The following is a 19,124-nucleotide window of genomic DNA, read 5'->3' on the forward strand; positions in this document are numbered from 1 at the left end:
GCTATCTCCCGGGTAGCTGTCGCGTTTCCGTATGCCGCGGTGTCTCGCGCCGGTCGGGGCGATCCGCTTACGTGCCGAACTGGCTTGCCGCAGCCACCAGCAGTGTGTACTGATTGCCGTACGTTGCGTACTTGTCCATCATCCGTGTGACGAGGTCATTCATCGAGCGACTTCGGGCTGCTGCCTTGTCGAAGTCCTCGATGTAGCGCCGGCTTTGATCGAGAATCCGTTGTGCGTTGTCATCGGGCGCATCCGGGTCCTTATGACCCACGATGATTTTCTCTGGTCGGAGGGCGGCGAGGGCGTCGAGCGTGTCGAGCCACTCGCTTCGGGTTTCCGGTGTGGAGTTGAATAGCCACATGTGGATGTTGTTGTAGGCGACATCGCCGGAGACAACTGTGGCGAGATCTGGAACGTGGACGACGGTGTTGATGACGCCGTCGCTCCGACCGAGAGCGATGGGACGTACTGCGTGACCATCGATCTCCAGTTCGGCTGACATGAGTTCTGTGGGTATGGCAGCGTTCTCGTCGAATTGCCCCCCGAGCCAGCCTTTCCAGTGCTCCAGTGATTGAGCTGACCGGTGCGCTTCGGCAACCACCTCAGGGAGGGTGACGAACTGGGCCTGCGGAAAGGCCGCCAGCGTCGGCCCGGCACCGAAGAAGTGGTCTGGGTGCCCGTGGGTGATGTAGACCATCGAGAGGTTCTTGCCCGAGGCCTGCACCCAGGCGGCCAGCCGTTCACCCTCCGTGGTGGTGATCAGGGCGTCGACCAGGAGGGCGTCCGTGCTGCCACTGATCAGCGTCGCCGTGGTGGCTGGCCATGTTGCCTGTTGCGGTGCGGTCCACCCTGGTGGATTGGGAATGGGCTTGTAGCCGCTGTTGAACACATCGATGGAGATGGTCATTTGATCTCTCTCGTCTCAGGCGTGTGCTGGTGTGCAGTGCCGTGCGGTTTCATTGGATCGACCTGTCCGGCCTGTCCACCGTGGCGACGACGCCGGTTCGGCGCTCCAGGGCAACAAGCGCTGGAGGCCCACGGGATTTGGTGAGCAAAGCCGCGGGGCTGATCGGAAGCCGCTTCTATGCCGACAGGCGTAGCCTCTGCGGGATGAAGAGCTTGAGCTTCCGTGGTTCGTCTGCCCTGGCACAGTGAGACTGAGCCCGTCGCTACCAGCACATCAATGCCGACCCGATCACGCATGTTGAGGCGAGGCCGCGGCGATGAAACAACGACTGGGGCGCGCAGGGCTACGGGCACTTTGAACCCGTAAATACCCGGATATGACCTGAATGGGTGTGGCGATTCGCTCGTGTGCTTCGCCGCGAATGCGGGTCTATCGCGCGGGGACAGGCTTCCATCGGCCAGCCCATCCCTCGAAGGAGAGCATCCATGACGCCGTCCCCTGCGCCGCGACCCCGCCGCCGCCGAATACACGCCGCCGCTGCCGCACTGCTCACCGCGGCGGCTCTGTCGACGTCGGTGCCGGCCTTCGCCGACGGAGGGGCCGTAGCCCCAGGCACCGACACCGAAGCAGGCGCCGCCGGCAGTAAGCCCACCGTCGTACTCGTGCACGGCGCGTTCGTCGACGCATCCAGTTGGAACGCCGTCGTCGGACGCCTTCAGAGCAACGGCTACCGGGTCATCGCTGCTCCCAATCCGCTGCGCGGTCTGCCTGCCGACTCCGCCTACATCGCCAGCGTCCTGCGCAGTGTCAAAGGCCCCATCGTCCTGGTCGGCCAGTCGTACGGTGGCGCGGTGATCAGCGAGGCCGCCACCGGCAACCCCAACGTAAAGGCGCTCGTCTACGTCTCCGCCTTCATGCCGGACAAGGGCGAAACGCTCGGCCAGCTCGGCGCTAAATTCCCCGGCAGCGAGCTCAATCCGGCCCTGGTGCAACTGCCCATCAAGAACGCGGACGGCTCCACGGGCACAGATCTGTACGTCTCGCCAGACAAGTTCCGCGCCGTCGCGGCCGCGGACCTCCCCGAGGCCGCCACAACGGTGGCAGCCGCAGCCCAGCGTCCCATCTCGGCCACGGCCTTCACCGACAAAGTCACGTCCGCCGCGTGGAGGACCATCCCGTCCTGGGTCGCCGTCGCCACCAACGACAAGGCCATCTCGCCCGACTTGGAGCGCTTCCAGGCCAAGCGCGCCGGCTCGCACGTGGTCGAGATCGACTCCTCACACAGCGTGATGATCTCCCACCCCGAGGCCATCACGGACCTCATTCTCTCCGCCGCCCGCGCGGAGTCCCCCACCCCGGCCCTCGCCGAAACAGGACTCACCACTCTCGAGCGCGTCGGGGCCGGCGGGGCCGGCGCAATGCTCATCGCGGGCGCAGGACTTGTTGTGGGCAGCCGAAAACGGCCCGCCAGCAGACACTGACAGGCACAGTTGTTCGTTACCAGCTCAGGCCGTCGGACGTCGTACTGTTCGGTAGTGGCGTGAAGGCGCGAGAAGGCGCCGCCGACGACCAACTGATCCCCATGCTGTGGCTCGACCCGTCGCGCCAGCTAATCGGCGCCCAGTGCTTCGGTGCGCTGGTGCTCTCCAGCCCTGGGATGGCTGCAGGGCATGCCGGCCTGCACGAACAGGAAGCCCCGTCCCTCGTCGAAGCTCGCGAGGGGGTGGCCTGCGCAGTTGCTCGAAAGGCGCATGCTGGAAGGCAGGGTGGATTGCTTCGCTTACGGAAAGGCGCGGGCCCTGAATCCACCTAGGACGGCAGTGCGGCATAGCATCATCAGCCGGATGACCGCAATGTCGGCAGCAGGAACCGTCTGTCTCGCCAAAGGAGCAGGTCATGTCAGTCCTGCGATTTCATGTGGACTCCCGATTGAGCCTGCCGGAGGTGATGGGGGTTTTGACCGATTTCAGCCCGGCCCGTCCGCAGGAGTGGCCCACGATCGACGCGGAGCATTTCAAGGTCCACGAACAGGGGCGACTTGGGCCGAGGTGACCGAGGGAACAGAGAGCGCTTGGGAACGCGCACGCTACGACTGGGATCCGTCGGGTGACGAGGTCACCGTCACTACGCTGGACTCGAAGGTCTTCGGACCGGGCGGAGGCTGGGTATTCAAGATGACACCCGACGGTGAAGGCACTCGTGTCGCCGGGCCGGTGTTCCGCAAGTCCTTCAAGAACCCGCTGAAGACTGTATAGCCGTCGGCTTGGGCAGAGTGGTTGTTCCCCGTAGGTGTGGTTGGGGCATTCGACTTGCGCCGACATCCCCTCTACGTCACCCGACCAATCCCAAGCGGCAAGAAGGAAGGGAGGTTGGGGCAGGAACGGAACGGTCGGCGCACGAGGGGATTCGGGCACGGCTCTAGCTGTTCCGCCCGGCGCACACCGTGCGGCTGCTGCGCAGGCGCCGGTTACACCTGCCGCTGCGCGCGTAATCGACGCTCATCGGGACTGGAAAGACGTACTCACTGTGAACAATCGTGCACGATCGGAGCATGCACCGGACTCTGTGCGAGCGCATACGGTTCGGGGGCGGTTCTGAAGTGGCCGGCCCGGTCGCTGTAACGGAGGAAGACTCAGGGGCATCTCCCCCACGAGCTGAGCCGAGAGCATCTGGCAGCTCCAGTCGGCCCGCCTTATGAACTTCCCTAAAGATTGATCACGACAGCCTCAGTGCACCGCCACCTCGCCCGCGTGCACAGCCCGCATCGCCCGCTCCACCGTTTCCTGGTTCTCGCCGACCGGGGCCACGTAGTCGATGACACCACGCGCCGCGTCCTCCCCGAGCGTTCGCGTCATCACCCACGCGGCCAGGTACTGGGACGCCAGGCAACCGCCCGCCGTGGCGATGTTCCCCTCGGAGTGGAACGGCGTGTCCAGGACGGTGACGTCGAGGGCCTCGACAAAGGGACGGGTCTTGATGTCCGTGCAGACCGGCATGCCGTTCAGCAGCCCCAGCCGGGCCAGCACCAGCGCGCCGGAGCACTGGGCGCCGATCAGCTGTCGCGCGGGGTCGAGCCGCAAGCGGGAGAGCATCCGGTCGTCGGCCGCCACCTCGCGGGCCTTCACGCCGCTGCCGATCAGTACGACCTCGGCCTCGGTGACGAAGTCCATCGGGCGCTGCCCGGTCACCTCGACGCCGTTCATCGACGTGACCACCGGCGTCGGGGTGGTGATGAGGGCCTCCAGGCCGTCCTTACGGCATCGGTTGATCAGCGCGGAAGCGATGAAGCTGTCCAGTTCGTTGAACCCGTCGAAGGTGACCACTGCTACCTGCATCACGACTCCTTGATGTGCGGCACCAGGTCCGCAGTCTTCCTGGCCCGCCATTCCGGCGCGAGGGCCAATCGGCGGCCGGTGGCCTGCCTAGCCTGCCTGGGCTGCGCCAGGAGTTTCGAGCTCAGGCGTCCGAGCACCCCTACCGGTCCGTCGATCCGATGGTGCCCAAGGCGTCTCCGAGGTCCAGTTCCGTGGCACCCCGGGTCTGGAAACCCTGCTTGAACAACTCGGCCACACGTTGCTGCGCCGTCTCGCTCCGGACGAGTTGCTGGAACAGCGCTGCGTCCGCGCGTACGTCGGCAGGTGCCGGAAGGCTGATGTCGTTGATCGCCGACTTGGCCGCGATCAACGCCTCGCGGGGGAAACCGCCCATGCGCGCGGCCATGCCTGCCACGAACTCGTCCAGTTCGGCGTCAGGAACGGCTCGGTTGATCCATCCGTAGCGTTCGGCGAGGTCCGCGTCGAAGTCCGACGACGTCAGTACGGCCTCGAGGGCCCGGCCGCGGCCCAGCAGACGAGTGAGGTGCTGGATCGCGCCCGCGCCGGGTGGAGCTCCGACCGCCACTTCCAGTTGGCCCAGGACGGCGTTCTCCCGGGAGGCGAAGCGCATGTCGCAAGCGAGGAGGAACTCGCTGCCGGCCCCCCGGGCGCGACCGCGCAGCTTGCCGATGGTGACGGCGGGGAGCCGGCTCAGCTTGCGGAACAGCATTCCCAGGGAGGCATCACCGGGGCCTCCGGCCTTCGCGGCCTCGGCGGTGTACTCGGCGACCTTCGTCATGTCGACGTGCGGGAAGAAGTATTCGGCGTCCGCGCTCTCGAAGATCACCACACGTGGGGCGGTGGGCTGTGACAGTTCGTCCAGCAGTGAGACCAGGTCCCGCACCACCTCGGGACCGATGAGGTTCATCGGCGGTGCGTTGAAGGCGGCGGTCAGGACGTTGCCGTCCACGCTGGTGTCGATGGTTTCGTACGAGCCGGTCATGGGGTCTTCCTGTCGTCGCTCGGCACGACCCGGCGGCTGTCAGCCCACTGAAAGCCGGTGATCATTGCCCTGGTGCCCTGGTGCCCTGGTGCCCTGGTGCCCTGGTGCCCTGGTGCCCGTCGCCGTGCCGTCCCCGGCGGCGCCCTCCCGCCATGATCTTGCCCTTGAACGTGGTCGGGTCGACAACCCCCGCATGTATGCGAACGCGAAAAGATCAGACCAGCTCCTCCTGTTCGGATCACCGCGGCTCAGATAAACAGAGCGCTCTCGACGTCGATGGTGATCAGTTCCAGGTCCCGGGACACGGTGCCGTCCTCGGCCAGAGGGTGGACGCGTCTGCGGGTCGGCACCAAGATGCCGTCGAACTCTTTGTGCTCCGAGCAGTAGTGCGCGGTCGCGCCGGCATTGATGACCTCGGCGGTGTAGTCGTGTCTGCGCAGCAGCCCGTCCTGATCGAAGTAGAAGATCTGGTCCTTGCAGTGAGTGGCGATGCGGTCGGGGAAGGAAACCTTCAGGCGCCGCAGGATCTGCCCGTCCTCCGTTACGGACGGCAGTTCCTCGGTCTGGAAATCCGGGGCGGCGAAGGTGAACGGGGACGTGAGATAGGTCCACATCGCATAGCCGGCGAAGTACGCGACGTGCAAGTCGTCCCATGGGGTTTCGAGGGAGTGTCCTACGAACGCCGCGCGTGGGTCGAGCCGCTCAGCTTTCACCTCGCCCGCAGCGTTTTCGACAGCCACCCGCTCGGCGGTGAGAGAGGTGTGCAGGTCGGGTGACTTGAAGGGGTAGTGACTGGCGTGCTCTCCGTGGAGGTCAAGCCGTACACCGGCGTGATCGAATACGCCTTCCTGCCCCTTCAGCCCCCACAGTGCACCGCCGGAACGGAAGTGCACAGTGACCGTGCTGAACTGGTTGTAACGCTCCAAGCCACCCTGAGCCTCTATGACGGTGCTGGTGAGATCGCCCATCAGGAACTCCTCTCAAACCCAGGCTAACCCCCTACATCAGACAAAAGAGGCCGGGGGCTCGCGAGGCGCCTGGTCAACCTGCCCGGGCTGACCGTGCACCGCGCTTCTGGCCCGTACGAGCGGGCTGCATGGCTCGTACATGCCGGGGGAGACCAATGACGACCATCGGCACCTCGCCGCCTACCGTGGGCGTCGGGATCGCCACGGGCGTGCGTCGTGCCCTCAGCGGTACCGACAGGTGCGCGGCACGGTGTGGAGGATCGGGTAAAGCTCGTCGTCGGGCTCGCCGTGACGCCAGACGGGGACAGGATCAGACGGTGATGTCGGCGATGACACCGGCGAACAGATCGTCCTCCGGCAGCGAGGTGGCGACCAGCGAGCGTGCCAGCTCGTACTCCTCCGTCGGCCATATCTCCCGCTGGGCGTCCAGAGGCACCAGGAACCACGGGCCGTCCGGGTCGATCTGGGTGGCGTGGGCGAGCAGCGCGCGCTCGCGCACGTCGAACCAGTCCGCGCACTGGACCCGGGTCGTGAACTCGCGATCCTCGAGGCCCACGTGCTCCCAGGCGGCGATCCACTCGCCGTAGGGAGACTCGTGGCCGTGCCCTACAAGGTAAGCGTGGAGGGCGCGGATCCGGGCCATCGACAAGCCGTGGTTGTAATACACCTTCAGCGGCTGCCAGGGCTCACCGGAGTCCGGGTAGGCGTCGGGGTCCCCGGCCGCGTCGAAGGCGGCCATCGTGACCGTGTGGGTCATGATGTGGTCGGGGTGCGGGTAGCCGCCGGTCTCGTCGTACGTGGTGATCACGTGCGGGCGGAACTCGCGGATGAGCCGAACCAAGGGCTCCGCGGCCTTCTCCAGCGGTTCCAGGGCGAAGCACCCCTCGGGCAGTGGGGGCAGCGGGTCGCCCTCCGGCAGGCCGGAGTCGACAAAACCCAGCCATGCCTGTTTGACGCCGAGGATCTCCCGCGCGGCGTCCATCTCCTTGCGTCGGACCTCGTGGATGTTGGCTTCGATCTCTGAGTCGCCCCGGAGCTTGGGGTTGAGGATGGAACCGCGCTCGCCCCCTGTGCAGGTGACCACCAGGACGTCCACGCCCTGGGCGAGGTACTTCGCCATGCTGGCCGCACCCTTGCTGGACTCGTCGTCCGGGTGGGCGTGGACCGCCATCAGCCGCAACTGCTCTGTCAACGTAAGTTCCTTCCGCATCGCCCCGCTGCGGGACGGGAGTGTTCGGCGGGGGTCCCCGCATGGTCCATGGGGACCACTCGACGGCCTGCCATGACTTTCATGGCGGTGACGTCGTGCGGGTGTCGGTCCACCGATGCCATGGGGTCAATTCAGGTTCGCCGTCGAGCATCTGAGCACACGTCATGGTGGGCACGCCTCGGTGCCCCGACGCCGTGGGCTGTGCGGGCCACCATGAAGATGGCCTCCGAGTGTGGCCCGGTGACTCAATGGGCAACCACCGGCAGCGCGACCTCGTCCTCGCTTTCCTCGCTGCTCGCGCGGCCGGCGTCGACCAGGGCGAGGACGATCACCGTGGCGATCAACAGCATGGCGATGGCGAACCAGATGGCGATGGTGTAGCCGTGCACCACGCCCTGCAACTGGAGCAGTTGCTGCTCCGGCTTCGTCGCGGCGCCGGCGATGTGGTCCCTGACATACGCGGTCGTCACGGAGGCGGCGATCGTGTTCAGCAGGGCCGTGCCGACCGCCCCGCCCACCTGCTGCGAGGTGTTGATCATCGCGGAGGCGATGCCGGCGTCCCGGGGCTCGATCCCCTGGGTGGGCAGGGACATGGCCGGCGTGAACGTCATACCCATGCCGAGACCGAGCAGCAGCAGCGCGGGCAGGACGGTGGAGGCGTACGACGAGCTGACCTCCAGCTGCGCGAGCAGCAACATGCCGGCCATGGCCACCAGGAAGCCCGGGCCCATCAGATACCGGGGCGGGACGCGGGTGACCAGTCGCGTCCCGATCTGGGTGGAGCCGACCATCATGCCCACGACCATCGGCAGGAAGGAGAACCCGCTCTTGACCGGTGAGTAGCCCTTCACGACCTGTAGGTAGTAGGTCAGGAACAGGAAGGTGCCGAACATCGCGATGACCGCGATGCCGAGGGAGAGGTAGACGCCACCGCGGTTGCGGTCGGTGACCACGCGCAGGGGCAGTAGCGGGGCCTTGACCTTGGCCTCGGTGAGAACGAAGGCGAGCAGCAGGACCACCGACACGACGAACAGGGAGATGGTCGTGGTGTCGCCCCAGCCGTCGGACTCGGCACGGGTGAAGCCGTAGACCAGCGAGACCAGGCCCAGGGTGGACAGGGCGACGCCGGGGATGTCGAGCGGCGAGCGGTTGCGGCCGCGCTCGGGCTCACGGACGACGAAGTAGGCGCCGGCCGCCGCGACGATGGCGAAAGGGATGTTGACAAAGAACGTCCAGCGCCAGTCCAGGTACTCGGTGAGCACACCTCCGAGGATGAACCCGACGGCGCTGCCGCCACCGGCGATCGCGCCGTAAATACCGAAGGCCTTGGCGCGCTCCTTGGCGTCCGTGAACATGACGGCGAGCAGCGAGAGCGCTGCGGGGGCGAGCAGGGCGCCGAAGACGCCCTGGAGGGCGCGGGCGCCGAACATCGTCGCGCCGGTGGTCGCCGCGCCGCCGAGCGCGGAGGAGGCGGCGAAACCGATGAGACCTGTGACGAAGGCGCGCTTGCGGCCCCACAGGTCGCCCACCCGGCCGCCGAACAGGAGCAGACCGCCGAAGGCGAGGGCATACGCCGTGACGACCCACTGGCGGTCGCCGTCGGAGATGCCGAGATCCTGCTGTGCGGAAGGCAGGGCGATGTTCACGATGGTGGCGTCGAGGACGACCATCAACTGCGCGAGCGCGATGAAGACGAGCGCCTTCCAGCGGTTGGCGTGCGCGTCACCGTGGGCCTTGAAGGCTGATCGAGACATGAGGGTATCCACTTCGGGACTTCGTGAGGACGTGAGGAAATTGCGGGCTGACGATGGCCGAGGACGTGCCTCGCAGGGATCTCGCCCCGCACGCGGCAGACCGTCCGCAGGACCAGCCGCCGCTGGGCGGGCCGTCCGCCAAGGGGGAGGTGGCGACGGCCGCTAGGAGGACAGTGCGGACACGTTGAGCGAGTTGGCAGGGGTGGCGACAGCCGGAGACGGTGTGAACTCGTCCCCGCCGTCCCGGTTGCCCCGGACAGCGATGGTGCGCCGGGTCACGACGCGGCCCGCGGGCGCGCACGGTCGAAGACCTCGTCGTGGCGCGGTGGCGAAAATCGTGAGGCGATCAGGCGCAGCCCCGGAACGGAAACGCCGTCCGTTCCGGGACTCGCCTGCTGAGGGACGGTCTCCTCGTCGCCCGGCTTCCGGCGGGCGTGGGCGTCAGACCCGGACCGTCGCGAGGGCGCGGGCCCAGGACTCCAGCTGGTCGAACAGGGTGGTCGCCGCGGCGTCGTGCTGCTCGGCCGGCTTGAAGACGGAGAAGTGCTCGAAGTCGGTGAACAGTGAGAACGACAGTTGCTGACGCACGTGGGCCAGCTGAAGTTCGCTCGCCACGCCTCGCAGGTGCTCGATGGCCCGAGTGCCGCCGAGGGAACCGTAGGAGACGAAAGCGGCGGCCTTGTTATTCCACTCGCCATACAGGTAGTCGATCGCGTTCTTGAGTACGCCCGAGGTGGAGTGGTTGTACTCGGGGGTCACAAAGATGTAGCCGTCGAATTCGGCGATCTTGGCCGCCCACGCCTTGGTGTGCTCACCCTGGTACTGGCCCATGGCCGGCGGAATGGCCTCGTCGAGGTGGGGCAGCGGGTAGTCGGCGAGGTCGACCAGCTCATACTCGACGCCGGTGCGCGCGCCGGCCCGGTCCACCACCCAGTCCGCGACAACCTTGCCGTTGCGGCCGGGACGGGTGCTGCCGAGGATGACGGCGATCTTCAGGTCACTCATGGGTCTTCTCCTTGATGGGCCACCGATGCGGAGTCGGCCCTTTCACTTGAACCTTCATGTGAGACTCTACGGAATGACTCATGAATGTTCAAGTGAGGGGTCGCGACTCCTGAACGTTCACGCCAGCTAGACTCCGGGGCATGCCTGAACAGCCTCCGCACCCGAACGATCAGCCCCGCTGGCTGGCTCCGGCAGAGCAGGAGACATGGCAGCAACTCGGCCTGATGCTGCACAGGCTGCCGACCGCTCTGGAAGCGCAGCTTCAGCAGGACGCGCACCTCAGTTACACCGAGTACTACGTCCTCGCCGGACTGTCCGGCCGGCCGGGACGCCGCATGCGCATGAGTGACCTCGCCGTCCTCGCCAACTCCGAGCAGTCCCGTCTCTCTCACATGATCAGCAGGCTGGAACGCCGGGGTTTCGTCAGCCGCGAACCCGACCCCACCAACGGCCGCTACACCCAGGCGATCCTGACCGACGCCGGCTACGCCCATCTCACCGAAGCCGCCCCGGGACACGTCGCCCTGGTACGCGACCTCGTCTTCGATGTTCTCGACCCCGCCGAGCTGGCGGGCCTGCGCGCCGCCGCCGAGAAGATCAGCGATCGGATCGACCGCTGGGAGCAGCAGGGCCGGGCCCGTAAGGGATCACGAGTGGCTGACCCGCAGTGACCTGCAGGCCGTGCTGGACCCGGCGTCCTGCATCGCTGCTCCGCGCGACGGATTCCGCGCCCCCGCCTCCCCGATCGCCGGGCAACGTGTACGTACGGATCTGCCGTTTCCCGGCACTGCCACGGCTCTGATCCCCGGTGTGCTGCCCGGCATCGAGGCGTACACGGTCAAAGCCAACGCCAAGTTCCCGGAGCCCGACCGGCCCTGCGCGGAGTCGTCTGCCTCCACAGTGGTTACGACGGCCGGCTCCTCGCCCTGATGGATTCCGCCACCATCACCGCATGGCGCACCGGTCTGGCCGCAGCCCTGGGAACTGACCTTCAGGCCGGCCCCGGGTCGGTGGACGGCTCAGCAGTGGGAGTGATCGGCGCGGGCGCGCAGGCCGAACTCATGGTGCAGGGGCTGACGGCCTTGCGGCGGCATCGTGAGATCGTCGTGCACGATGCGGATCCGGATCGCGCCAAGGCTTTCGCCTCACGCCACGACAGCCAGGTGGCGGCGCTGGAGACCGGCCACGACTACCTGCGCGTCGTCCTGGCGGACGGCACCGGCATCGACAGCCGCGCCGTCCTCATCGCCACCGGCGCCCGCCACCGCAGATTGCCCCTTGCGTCGTGGGAACGGTTCGAAGGCTATGCGGCCACCAACCTCGAAGCCCAACTGTGCGCCGGTCAGCCGGTCTGCGTCGTGGGGGGCGCCAACTCCGCTGGGCGGGCAGCGCTGTACCTGACCTCACACGGCTGTGGTGTCATGCTGACGGTCCGGGGCGAGAACGTCGCATCAGGCATGTCGACCTACCTCCTCGACCGGCTTCGCGCCGATCCGCGAGTGACGGTACGTCCCTCCACCGAGATCACCGAACTCCACGGCGGGGAAGGGCTGGAGCGGATCGCACTGAACAACCGCGCATCCGGGAAGAGCGCGGAGCAGCCGTGCCGCGGCCTGTTCTGCTTCATCGGTGCGTCCGCGGCCACCGACTGGTTGCCCGGTCTGTCCACGGACCCCCATGGCTTCCTGCGAACCGACGTGCAACTGGACCCCCACCCGCACAGCCCGGTGTGGGCCGCCCTCGGCCGTAGCCCGCTCCCCTTCGAAGCCGGCGAGCCAGGCGTCTTCGCCGTCGGCGACGTCCGCTACGGATCCATGAAACGGGTGGCAGCCGCCGTCGGAGAGGGAGCCGGTGCCGTCCACTCCGTTCACGCCGCCATCGGGACACCCGTCTGACTGCCACCAGCGTGCAGCGACCCAGCCGATCCTTGGCTCCGCGCGGCCATCGTCGAACGCCTCACCTTCGCTGGGAACATCATCGAGACCGGCACTACCGGCGCCAGCACCACGGCGTCCCGAGCCCGGGACACCACGCCAGCCTCACCACGGACGCACGATTCACTTCTGAAGACGTCAGACGTCGCGCACAAGGGCGTAAACGGCGCTGACGAAGATGAGGCCACCGACCCCAGGCCACAGAGCCGATGCTCCCGTCACCCTCCCAGGGCATCCGCTCGGCCGGCGTGCAAAGGCAGTACTCCGGAACCGCCGGGCGCACCGAGAACAGCCAGATCGGTATGTTCCTCGCCTACGCCACCGGACGTGGACGCACTCTGATCGACCGTCGTCTGTATCTGCCCGCCTCCTGGACGGATGACCGGGCCTGCTGCCGCCGGGCCGGATCGACGACAGTGTCGCCTTCGAGACGAAGGTGGCCATGGCCAAGGCGATGATCCGCCGGGCCATCGCCGGCAAGGTCCCGTTCAGCTGGGTGACGGCGGACGCCGCTCACGGCTGCATCAAGGGCTGGCGGTTCGAGCTTGGGCAGGCGGACGTCTTCCACGTCATGGCCACCTCCCGGCACGACACCGTCGTCACCCGCTGGTCCATCGACCACCCCGTCCACGACCTGTTTCCCGGCCTGCCACGGCAGAAATGGAAGCGCCGTTCCCGCGGTGAAGGAGCCCATGGCCGGCGGATCTTCGACTGGGCACGCGTCGAAGTCAGGCCCTGGCACCGCGAGGACCGCCGGCACTGGCTTCTCGCCCGCCGCAGCGTCAGCAGGCCCGAGGAGATCTCCTACTACGTCGTCTTCTGTCCCGCCGACACGACGCTGGTCGAGCTGATCCGCATCGCGGGCAGCCGATGGGCAGTCGAGGAATGCTTCCAGACCGCCAAGCGGGAATGCGGCCTGGACGACTACCAGGTCCGCCGCTACCCCGGCTGGCACCGCCACATGACCCTGGCCATGGCCGCCCACGCCTGCTTGACCGTCCTGCGGGCCCGCCAGTTGGACACGGACAAAGCAGAAACGGATCCTCCCAGCTCATCCACCTCAGCCTCGCCGAAATCCGACGCCTGATCCATCGCCTCACCGACCGCCGGCCAACACCGGTCGAGCACATTCTGCGATGGCCAACGTGGCGCCGCCGACACCAATATCAAGCCCGCCTGAGTCACTACAAACGACGCGGACACAGCCCCTGAAAACTGCCCAGCACTCAGAACAAGCACCGTTGCAGTACTAGCCCTGTCAGGTCGCGCGAAGAGTGCTGGCGGCCGTCGGGAGGCGTCCGGTCGCGGTGGGGAATCGGCCGCTATTGCAGTGCGTGGACGGCGGCTGAGAACACCGGGGGCATGCGGGATGCTGCGGGGACGATGAGGCGGGCGGTGCCGGGACGGCGGCCGGCGGCCAGCAGGGCTCCGGTCAGCAGTCGGTGGCGGCGGGTCAGCCGGATCCAGGTGCGCTCGTACTCGTCCGGCCGCCCGGCGGCCAGGCAGTGGACGGCTGCCCCGGAGGTCGCCAGTGCGAGGGCGATGCCCTCGCCGGTGAGGGCGTCCAGGTAGCCCGCGGCGTCGCCGACGAGCAGGACACGGCCGGCGGTTCTGCGCCGCACCCGCTGCCGCAGTGGTCCGGCGCCGCGTACCTCCGTCGCGGCCGGGCCGCGCAGCGACGCGGTGAGGGCCGGGAAGGCAGCCAGGTGGTCGTCGTACCCGCGGCGGCTGCGGCTGAGGATCGCGACGCCCACCAGGTCGTCGCCGACCGGTGTCACATAGGCTTCGCCGTGCCGGGACCAGTGGACCTCCACGAAGTCCGTCCACGGTTCGACGTGGTAGTGCCGGCGCAGTCCGTAGCGGCCGTGGGGGCGGTTCGGCAGTTCCAGCCCCAGGCCGCGGCGCACCGGGGAGTGCAGGCCGTCGGCGGCGATCAGCCAGCGGGCCGTGGTTCCGGCGGCGGTGACCGTGTCCGCGTTCTGGCGCACCTCGCCGACCTTGCCCGGCAGCATTCGCACGCCGAGGTCGAGAGCGCGCTGGTGCAGTGCGGAGTGCAGCGTCGTACGGCGGATTCCCAGCCCGTTGTTGCCACGGAAGGACGCTTCGGCGCGGGTGGTGCCGTCCATGTAGCGGATGCCGCGCAGTTCACGGCCGGTGACCTCGACGCCCAGTGCTCGCAGCGCGGCGACACCGCCGGGCATGACTCCTTCTCCGCATGCCTTGTCCACGGGCGAGGTCCGGGGTTCGACGACGACGGCCTCCAGGCCGGCGAGCGCGGAGTGGATCGCGGCGGCCAGACCGGCCGGCCCACCGCCGGCCACCAGTACGTCGATCACGCCGGAACGGTCGTGGTCGAGGTGGTCGCGGCGGCCAGCGCCCGGTTCTCGCAGCGGATGCGCACGGTGAGCAGAGCGGCGTTGAGCACCGTGAACACGGCAGCGGTGACCCAGGCGGTGTGGACGAGTGGCAGGGCCACGCCCTCGGCGACGACGGCCACGTAGTTCGGATGCCGCAGCCACCGCCACCGGTAGGGGCCGCCCGTCACCAGCGGCAGGCCGGGTACGACGATCACCCGGGTGTTCCAACGAGGGCCCAGGGTGCGGATGCACCACCACCGCAGTGCCTGGGCGCCCGCGAGCACGGCCAGCATGGGCCAGGCCAGGGCGGGTACGAAGGGCCGGTCGGCCAGCCACACCTCGGCCGGGCAGGCGATGAGCAGGCCGGTGTGGAGGGCGACCATCGCCGGGTAGTGGCCCTGCCCGGTCACGGTCGCGCCGCGGGCGGTGCTCCACAGCTCGTTGCGGCGGGCGACGGCAAGTTCGGCGACGCGCTCGGCGGCGACGGCGGCCACCAGCAGTCCGTACCAGATCATGTATCCCGATGTCCTTCGTGTCCCTCGACGGTCCGAACTACCAGCGCAGCAGGACGAGTTCGCAGGCGAAGCCAGGCCCCATGGCCAGCAGTAAACCCGGCGTGCCCGGCGGCGGGCGGCGTTCCGCCAAGGTGTCGCGCAGTACGTGGAGCACCGATGACGAGGACAGGTTGCCGACGTCGGCCAGGTGACGCCAGGTCACATCGAGCGCGTCGTCGGGCAGGTCGAGGCTCTCGGTGACGGCTTCGAGGACCTTGGGGCCGCCGGGGTGGCATACCCAGGCGGTCACGTCCTTCCGCTTGATCCCGTGGTCGCCCAGGAACCCCTCGACGTCATCGGCGAGGTAACGGCGTACGACATCGGGGACCTGCGGGTCGAGGACGACCTGGAAGCCGGTGTCCTTGATGTCCCAGCCCATGACGCGCCCGGTCTCCGGATACAGGTGACTGCGGGAGTCCACGATCGTCGGGCCGACGGTCTCGTCCGGGCGGCTCGGGCGGTTCCCGCCGCAGGCGACGACCGCGGCGGCGCCGTCGCCGAACAGTGCGGTGGCGACCAGGTTGGCCATGGAGGCGTCGTTGCGCTGGAAGGTGAGCGAGCACAGTTCGACCGAAAGCAGCACCGCCACGTGGTCGGGCCGGCCCAGCAGGTAGTCGTGCATACGGGCCAGGCCGGCGGCGCCGCCGGCACAGCCCAGGCCGAACAGGGGCAGTCGTTTGACGTCCGGCCGCAGTCCGAGCCGGCCGACCAGCCGTGCGTCGATCGAGGGGGTGGCGATGCCAGTGACGGAGGTGAAGATCAGCAGGTCCACGTCGGCGGCGGTCAGGCCGGCCGTGTGCAGAGCGCCCCGGACGGCCTTGGCGCCCAGGCCGGTGGCGGCGGCGATGAAGGCGTCGTTGGCGGCACCGAATCCGTCCAGTTCCCCGTACCGTTCGAGCGGCAGCGTCATGTGACGCGAGCCGACCTTCGCGCTGCGGTGCAGCCGGTCCAGGACCTGGCGGTCGGTCCCCTCGGGCAGACAGGTGCGGGCCACCATGTCGGTGATCTCGGACTGGGTGCGGCGGTGCGGTGCGAGGGCACCGTGAACGGCGGCGATCCGCGTCATATGGTTCCCGTCCGGTTACCGACTCGGGTTAGTTGCTTCCCACGTGTTCCCCTGTCCGGGGTTTCGACACCATGAATCGCCCGTCCGGCCGTCGCCCTGGGGGCGCGTGTGCCGGCCGGGTGGGCCCGGGCGCTTACGATCGGCCGGGTGGGTACTCCCGAGCAGTCGACGACCGGCGGCCCCGAGGCGAGTTGGGCCGGCCGGGTGGCTGGTCTGGCCGGGTCGTGCCACCCCGGGCCTGTGGTGGCGGTCTCCGCCTTGATGGTTGGGCTGGCCGTGACCGCCGGCCAGGCCGCCGAGCGTTGTGTACTGACCGGCGCCGCCGTGCTGACCGGGCAGTTGTCCGTCGGCTGGTGCAACGACGCGTTCGACGCGCACCGGGACATCGCGGTCGGCCGTCGGGGCAAACCCGTCGTCGACGGCACGGTCGGCGTGACGGAGGTGTGGGTGGCCGCCTATGCCGCGCTGGCGCTGTGCGTGCCGCTCTCGCTCGCCTGTGGCCTGTGGGCGGGCGCCGTTCACCTGGCCGGGGTGGCGGCGGCGTGGGCCTACGACCTGCGGCTCAAGGCGACAGCATGGTCCTGGGCGCCGTACGCGGTGGGGTTCGCCGCGCTCCCGGCATTCGTTGCGCTGGGGCTGCCGGGGCACCCCTGGCCGGCCTGGTGGGTCGTCACCGCCGGGGCGCTGCTGGGGGTCGGCGCCCATCTGGGTGACGTACTCCCGGACATTCGCGGGGATCTGGCGACGGGCATACGGGGATGGCCGCACCGGCTGGGCCCGGACGGCGCGCGGTTGCTGCTGCCGGTGCCGCTGGTGGCCGCGTCCGCGGTTCTGGTGCTGGGTCCTGCCGGGCCGCCCGGCAGGTGGGGATCGGCAGTGCTCGTGGTGACCGCTCTGATCGCGACGGTGGGGACGGTGCTGGGACGCCGCTGGGAGCGGTTGGCGTTCGCGGCGGCGGTCGCCGTGGCGGCGGTGGACGTGACGTTACTGCTGCTGCGCGGCACCGGAATCACCTGACCGCGCCGCCTTAGACGTCGTTTCTTATGGTGCAGGTGAGGGCTCAGCGGCCTGAGGGAAGCCCAACTCGTTGAGCAGTGTGCTGAAGAGGTCTTCCACGGGGGTCTCGTGTGAGCGAAGCAGCTCTTCGATCCTGACAGTCCGTGTCGTCACGGGAATGCCGGCGGCTGCGGCCCATACAACTGCGCCCTCGGCGTCGGTGGGAATCTCCGCGTCGAGCTCCGCATGCTTATGTCTGACTGCGTCATGGAACTCTGGTGTGTCCAGCCACAGGAGCTGATCTTCGAGATCTTCGGGCTCCTCGGCCATAAGCCTGGCGGCGATGTCCAGGTTGAGCCATGCCTGCCAACACTGGCCGGTGGTGTCCAGCCCGGTCACGAGAGCGAGGTCACTGTCGGAGACCTCGGCGACACAGGCCGGTGCCCTGCTCCACTCAACTAGGGCGGGCAGGTCGGCGTCGTCCCATGTCCCGAAATCCAACTGGAGCGTCTGCCAGCCGCCCGGCCGTGACTCCCATGTGCACACGGTGGCCTTGAGTTCTTCGTCGAGGCTGTCGAACACGGGAGCTTCGAGCAGAGGCTGGCTACTGCGAGCAAAGACCAGGTGACCCGAGAATCCCACGGCAGTTCCTCCTTCGAGATGTTGGGCGCACCTTATGGGCTGCCGCTGACAACGCAGGCATGGCTGGCATCTGCTCGCGGTCAGTCCGGCTCATCGCTGAAACGGCGATACCCGATGAGGGCTGCGGCGATGGCAACGAACGCGAGGAAGTGCTCGGCCTTGCGTTCATAGCGTCGGTGCAGACGTCGGCAGCCGGCCAGCCAGGACACGGTTCTCTCGACCACCCAGCGGTGGCGTCCCAGCCGCTGGGACGACTCGATGCCCCTGCGGGCGATGCGGTGGCGGATACCCCTCTTGCGCAGCCATTTCCGCAGGTGATCGTAGTCGTAGCCCTTGTCGTCGTGAAGCTTGGCGGGGCGTCGGCGGCGGGGTCCGCGGCGAGAGCAGATGGGCGGGATCCCGCGCACGAGCGGCTTCAGGCCGAGGCTGTCGTGCATGTTGGCGCCGGAGATTCCCAGCGACAGCGGCAGACCGTTCCGGTCCGTGATGAGGTGGATCTTCGATCCCAACTTGCCACGGTCGGTCGGATTCGGTCCGGTCAGTAGCCCCTTTTTGCGGCCCGGACGCTGACGGAGTCGATCGCGCACCGCGACCAGTCCAGCTCACCCTGACTGCCGAGTTCGTCCAGGACGACACGGTGCAGCCTGGCCCAGACCCGGTCCCGACTCCATTGGGCAAAGCGTCGGTAGACCGTGGGCCAGGCCGGCCCGAACACCGGCGGCAACTGCCGCCAAGTGCAACCCGAGGTGGCCACGAAAATGATCGCGCTGAGCGTCTCCCGATCACCGGCACGACGCCGGCCCCCGCCCTGCGGCCGCTTCACCTCCACCGGCGGTACAACCCGCCGGAACAGCACCCACAACTCGTCCGGCACCAACCGCTCAACCAGATCCGTCATGCACGGTTCAGCGAACGATCACGCCATAAGAAACGATGTCTTAGACCGTACGAAACCCACAGGCGGAAACAGGAGCTCCCCGCACCTTGTTGCGGCTGCCGTCAGCTCGCAAGTTCTGTCCGACATCAGCAACCTGAGCACGCCTGGCACATGCGACTCGCCCGACCGCCGTACACCCCGCCTGCCGCACCCCTGAGGCACTGACGCGCTCCCCTCGCGCACTCACGAGCAGCCGGAACTGACCAGGCATCAGTCAATCCCGATAGCACCTCGGTTCTTGATGGTCCGTGAAACGGTCATGGCCGGCCGCGCTGTTGTCGGGTCGTGGGTTTCCGCGGGGTCTGGGCGAGGCGGGAAGGCGGAATGCTTCGCCGTGGGTTCCGGAGTGGCATGGACCCGCACCGTGCGGCCGGTCAACGTCCTGCCACGGCCCGTGTCAACGCGGTGGCCACGCGATCCGGCCCGCCCCGTCCCGGAGCGTGCGGGAGTACGGCGGAGGAACGAGGGCTCTTCGTA

Annotated in this window: 17 protein-coding genes and 2 pseudogenes; 7 read left to right on the forward strand and 12 right to left on the reverse strand. The window is 68.1% G+C overall.

Annotation, left to right across the window (positions count from 1 at the left end; genetic code table 11):
* Positions 1-67: 67 nt before the first annotated feature.
* Positions 68-907: an MBL fold metallo-hydrolase gene (locus tag ACZ69Q_RS08725; RefSeq protein WP_471038615.1), complete on the reverse strand. Its 840-nt coding sequence runs from the start codon at positions 905-907 to the stop codon at positions 68-70.
* Positions 908-1,392: 485 nt separating this feature from the next.
* Between ACZ69Q_RS08725 and ACZ69Q_RS08730 the strand changes: the two genes are divergently transcribed.
* Together ACZ69Q_RS08730 and ACZ69Q_RS08735 are read left to right on the forward strand one after the other, a co-directional pair.
* Positions 1,393-2,388: an alpha/beta fold hydrolase gene (locus tag ACZ69Q_RS08730; RefSeq protein ID WP_471038618.1), complete on the forward strand. Its 996-nt coding sequence runs from the start codon at positions 1,393-1,395 to the stop codon at positions 2,386-2,388.
* 415 nt (positions 2,389-2,803) lie between these two features.
* Positions 2,804-3,162: pseudogene (locus ACZ69Q_RS08735) on the forward strand (SRPBCC family protein).
* A 471-nt stretch (positions 3,163-3,633) separates the two neighbouring features.
* On the opposite strand, the gene ACZ69Q_RS08740 reads toward ACZ69Q_RS08735, so the two are convergent.
* The 6 genes from ACZ69Q_RS08740 to ACZ69Q_RS08765 form a co-directional block, all read right to left on the reverse strand.
* Positions 3,634-4,242: a DJ-1/PfpI family protein gene (locus tag ACZ69Q_RS08740; protein ID WP_471038621.1), complete on the reverse strand. Its 609-nt coding sequence runs from the start codon at positions 4,240-4,242 to the stop codon at positions 3,634-3,636.
* A gap of 139 nt (positions 4,243-4,381) precedes the next feature.
* On the reverse strand, positions 4,382-5,224 hold the full coding sequence (locus tag ACZ69Q_RS08745; RefSeq protein WP_471038625.1) for an enoyl-CoA hydratase/isomerase family protein: 843 nt from the start codon (positions 5,222-5,224) through the stop codon (positions 4,382-4,384).
* Positions 5,225-5,472: 248 nt separating this feature from the next.
* Complete coding sequence (locus tag ACZ69Q_RS08750; RefSeq protein WP_471038629.1) at positions 5,473-6,192, reverse strand: hypothetical protein; 720 nt, start codon at positions 6,190-6,192, stop codon at positions 5,473-5,475.
* A 310-nt stretch (positions 6,193-6,502) separates the two neighbouring features.
* A complete protein-coding gene (gene mca / locus ACZ69Q_RS08755) occupies positions 6,503-7,384 on the reverse strand; it encodes a mycothiol conjugate amidase Mca (RefSeq protein WP_471038631.1) in 882 nt (293 codons plus the stop codon).
* 263 nt (positions 7,385-7,647) lie between these two features.
* On the reverse strand, positions 7,648-9,156 hold the full coding sequence (locus ACZ69Q_RS08760; protein WP_471038634.1) for an MFS transporter: 1,509 nt from the start codon (positions 9,154-9,156) through the stop codon (positions 7,648-7,650).
* Between the two features lie 441 nt (positions 9,157-9,597).
* Positions 9,598-10,161 (reverse strand): NADPH-dependent FMN reductase, encoded by a 564-nt coding sequence (locus ACZ69Q_RS08765; RefSeq protein WP_471038638.1) that lies wholly within the window; start codon positions 10,159-10,161, stop codon positions 9,598-9,600.
* Between the two features lie 140 nt (positions 10,162-10,301).
* On the opposite strand from ACZ69Q_RS08765, the gene ACZ69Q_RS08770 reads away from it, so the two are divergent.
* From ACZ69Q_RS08770 to ACZ69Q_RS08785, 4 genes and pseudogenes are all read left to right on the forward strand, one after another.
* Positions 10,302-10,832 (forward strand): MarR family winged helix-turn-helix transcriptional regulator, encoded by a 531-nt coding sequence (locus tag ACZ69Q_RS08770; protein ID WP_471038642.1) that lies wholly within the window; start codon positions 10,302-10,304, stop codon positions 10,830-10,832.
* 10 nt (positions 10,833-10,842) lie between these two features.
* Positions 10,843-11,091 (forward strand): hypothetical protein, encoded by a 249-nt coding sequence (locus tag ACZ69Q_RS08775; protein ID WP_471038646.1) that lies wholly within the window; start codon positions 10,843-10,845, stop codon positions 11,089-11,091.
* The gene (locus tag ACZ69Q_RS08780) at positions 11,037-12,056 is read left to right on the forward strand and encodes an NAD(P)/FAD-dependent oxidoreductase (RefSeq protein ID WP_471040157.1); all 1,020 of its coding nucleotides are present in this window, start codon (positions 11,037-11,039) and stop codon (positions 12,054-12,056) included. The genes ACZ69Q_RS08775 and ACZ69Q_RS08780 overlap by 55 nt, the downstream gene beginning before the upstream one ends.
* 266 nt (positions 12,057-12,322) lie before the next feature.
* A pseudogene (locus tag ACZ69Q_RS08785) lies at positions 12,323-13,182 on the forward strand (IS701 family transposase); the annotation flags it as partial.
* 235 nt (positions 13,183-13,417) lie between these two features.
* On the opposite strand, the gene ACZ69Q_RS08790 reads toward ACZ69Q_RS08785, so the two are convergent.
* Genes ACZ69Q_RS08790 through ACZ69Q_RS08800 form a run of 3 tightly spaced genes read right to left on the reverse strand, consistent with a single transcriptional unit; the run spans position 13,418 to position 16,072 of the window.
* Complete coding sequence (locus ACZ69Q_RS08790; RefSeq protein ID WP_471038649.1) at positions 13,418-14,431, reverse strand: NAD(P)/FAD-dependent oxidoreductase; 1,014 nt, start codon at positions 14,429-14,431, stop codon at positions 13,418-13,420.
* Positions 14,428-14,967, reverse strand: a complete 540-nt coding sequence (locus ACZ69Q_RS08795; RefSeq protein ID WP_471038652.1) for an isoprenylcysteine carboxyl methyltransferase family protein — start codon at positions 14,965-14,967, stop codon at positions 14,428-14,430. The genes ACZ69Q_RS08790 and ACZ69Q_RS08795 overlap by 4 nt, the downstream gene beginning before the upstream one ends.
* A 37-nt stretch (positions 14,968-15,004) precedes the next feature.
* Positions 15,005-16,072 (reverse strand): type III polyketide synthase, encoded by a 1,068-nt coding sequence (locus tag ACZ69Q_RS08800; protein ID WP_471038655.1) that lies wholly within the window; start codon positions 16,070-16,072, stop codon positions 15,005-15,007.
* 147 nt (positions 16,073-16,219) lie between these two features.
* Between ACZ69Q_RS08800 and ACZ69Q_RS08805 the strand changes: the two genes are divergently transcribed.
* Positions 16,220-17,089 carry a UbiA family prenyltransferase gene (locus tag ACZ69Q_RS08805; protein WP_471038658.1) on the forward strand — a complete coding sequence of 290 codons (870 nt, stop codon included), beginning with the start codon at positions 16,220-16,222 and terminating at the stop codon, positions 17,087-17,089.
* 24 nt (positions 17,090-17,113) lie between these two features.
* On the opposite strand, the gene ACZ69Q_RS08810 is transcribed toward ACZ69Q_RS08805, so the two are convergent.
* Positions 17,114-17,710 (reverse strand): hypothetical protein, encoded by a 597-nt coding sequence (locus ACZ69Q_RS08810; RefSeq protein ID WP_471038661.1) that lies wholly within the window; start codon positions 17,708-17,710, stop codon positions 17,114-17,116.
* Positions 17,711-17,790: 80 nt separating this feature from the next.
* Positions 17,791-18,608 (reverse strand): IS5 family transposase gene (locus ACZ69Q_RS08815; protein WP_471038663.1). Its coding sequence is split into 2 segments (ribosomal slippage): positions 17,791-18,261 and positions 18,264-18,608, totalling 816 coding nucleotides; the frame shifts between segments, so codons are not numbered across the junction.
* Positions 18,609-19,124: the final 516 nt, after the last annotated feature.

Source organism: Streptomyces sp. NPDC036764, from assembly GCF_055609385.1.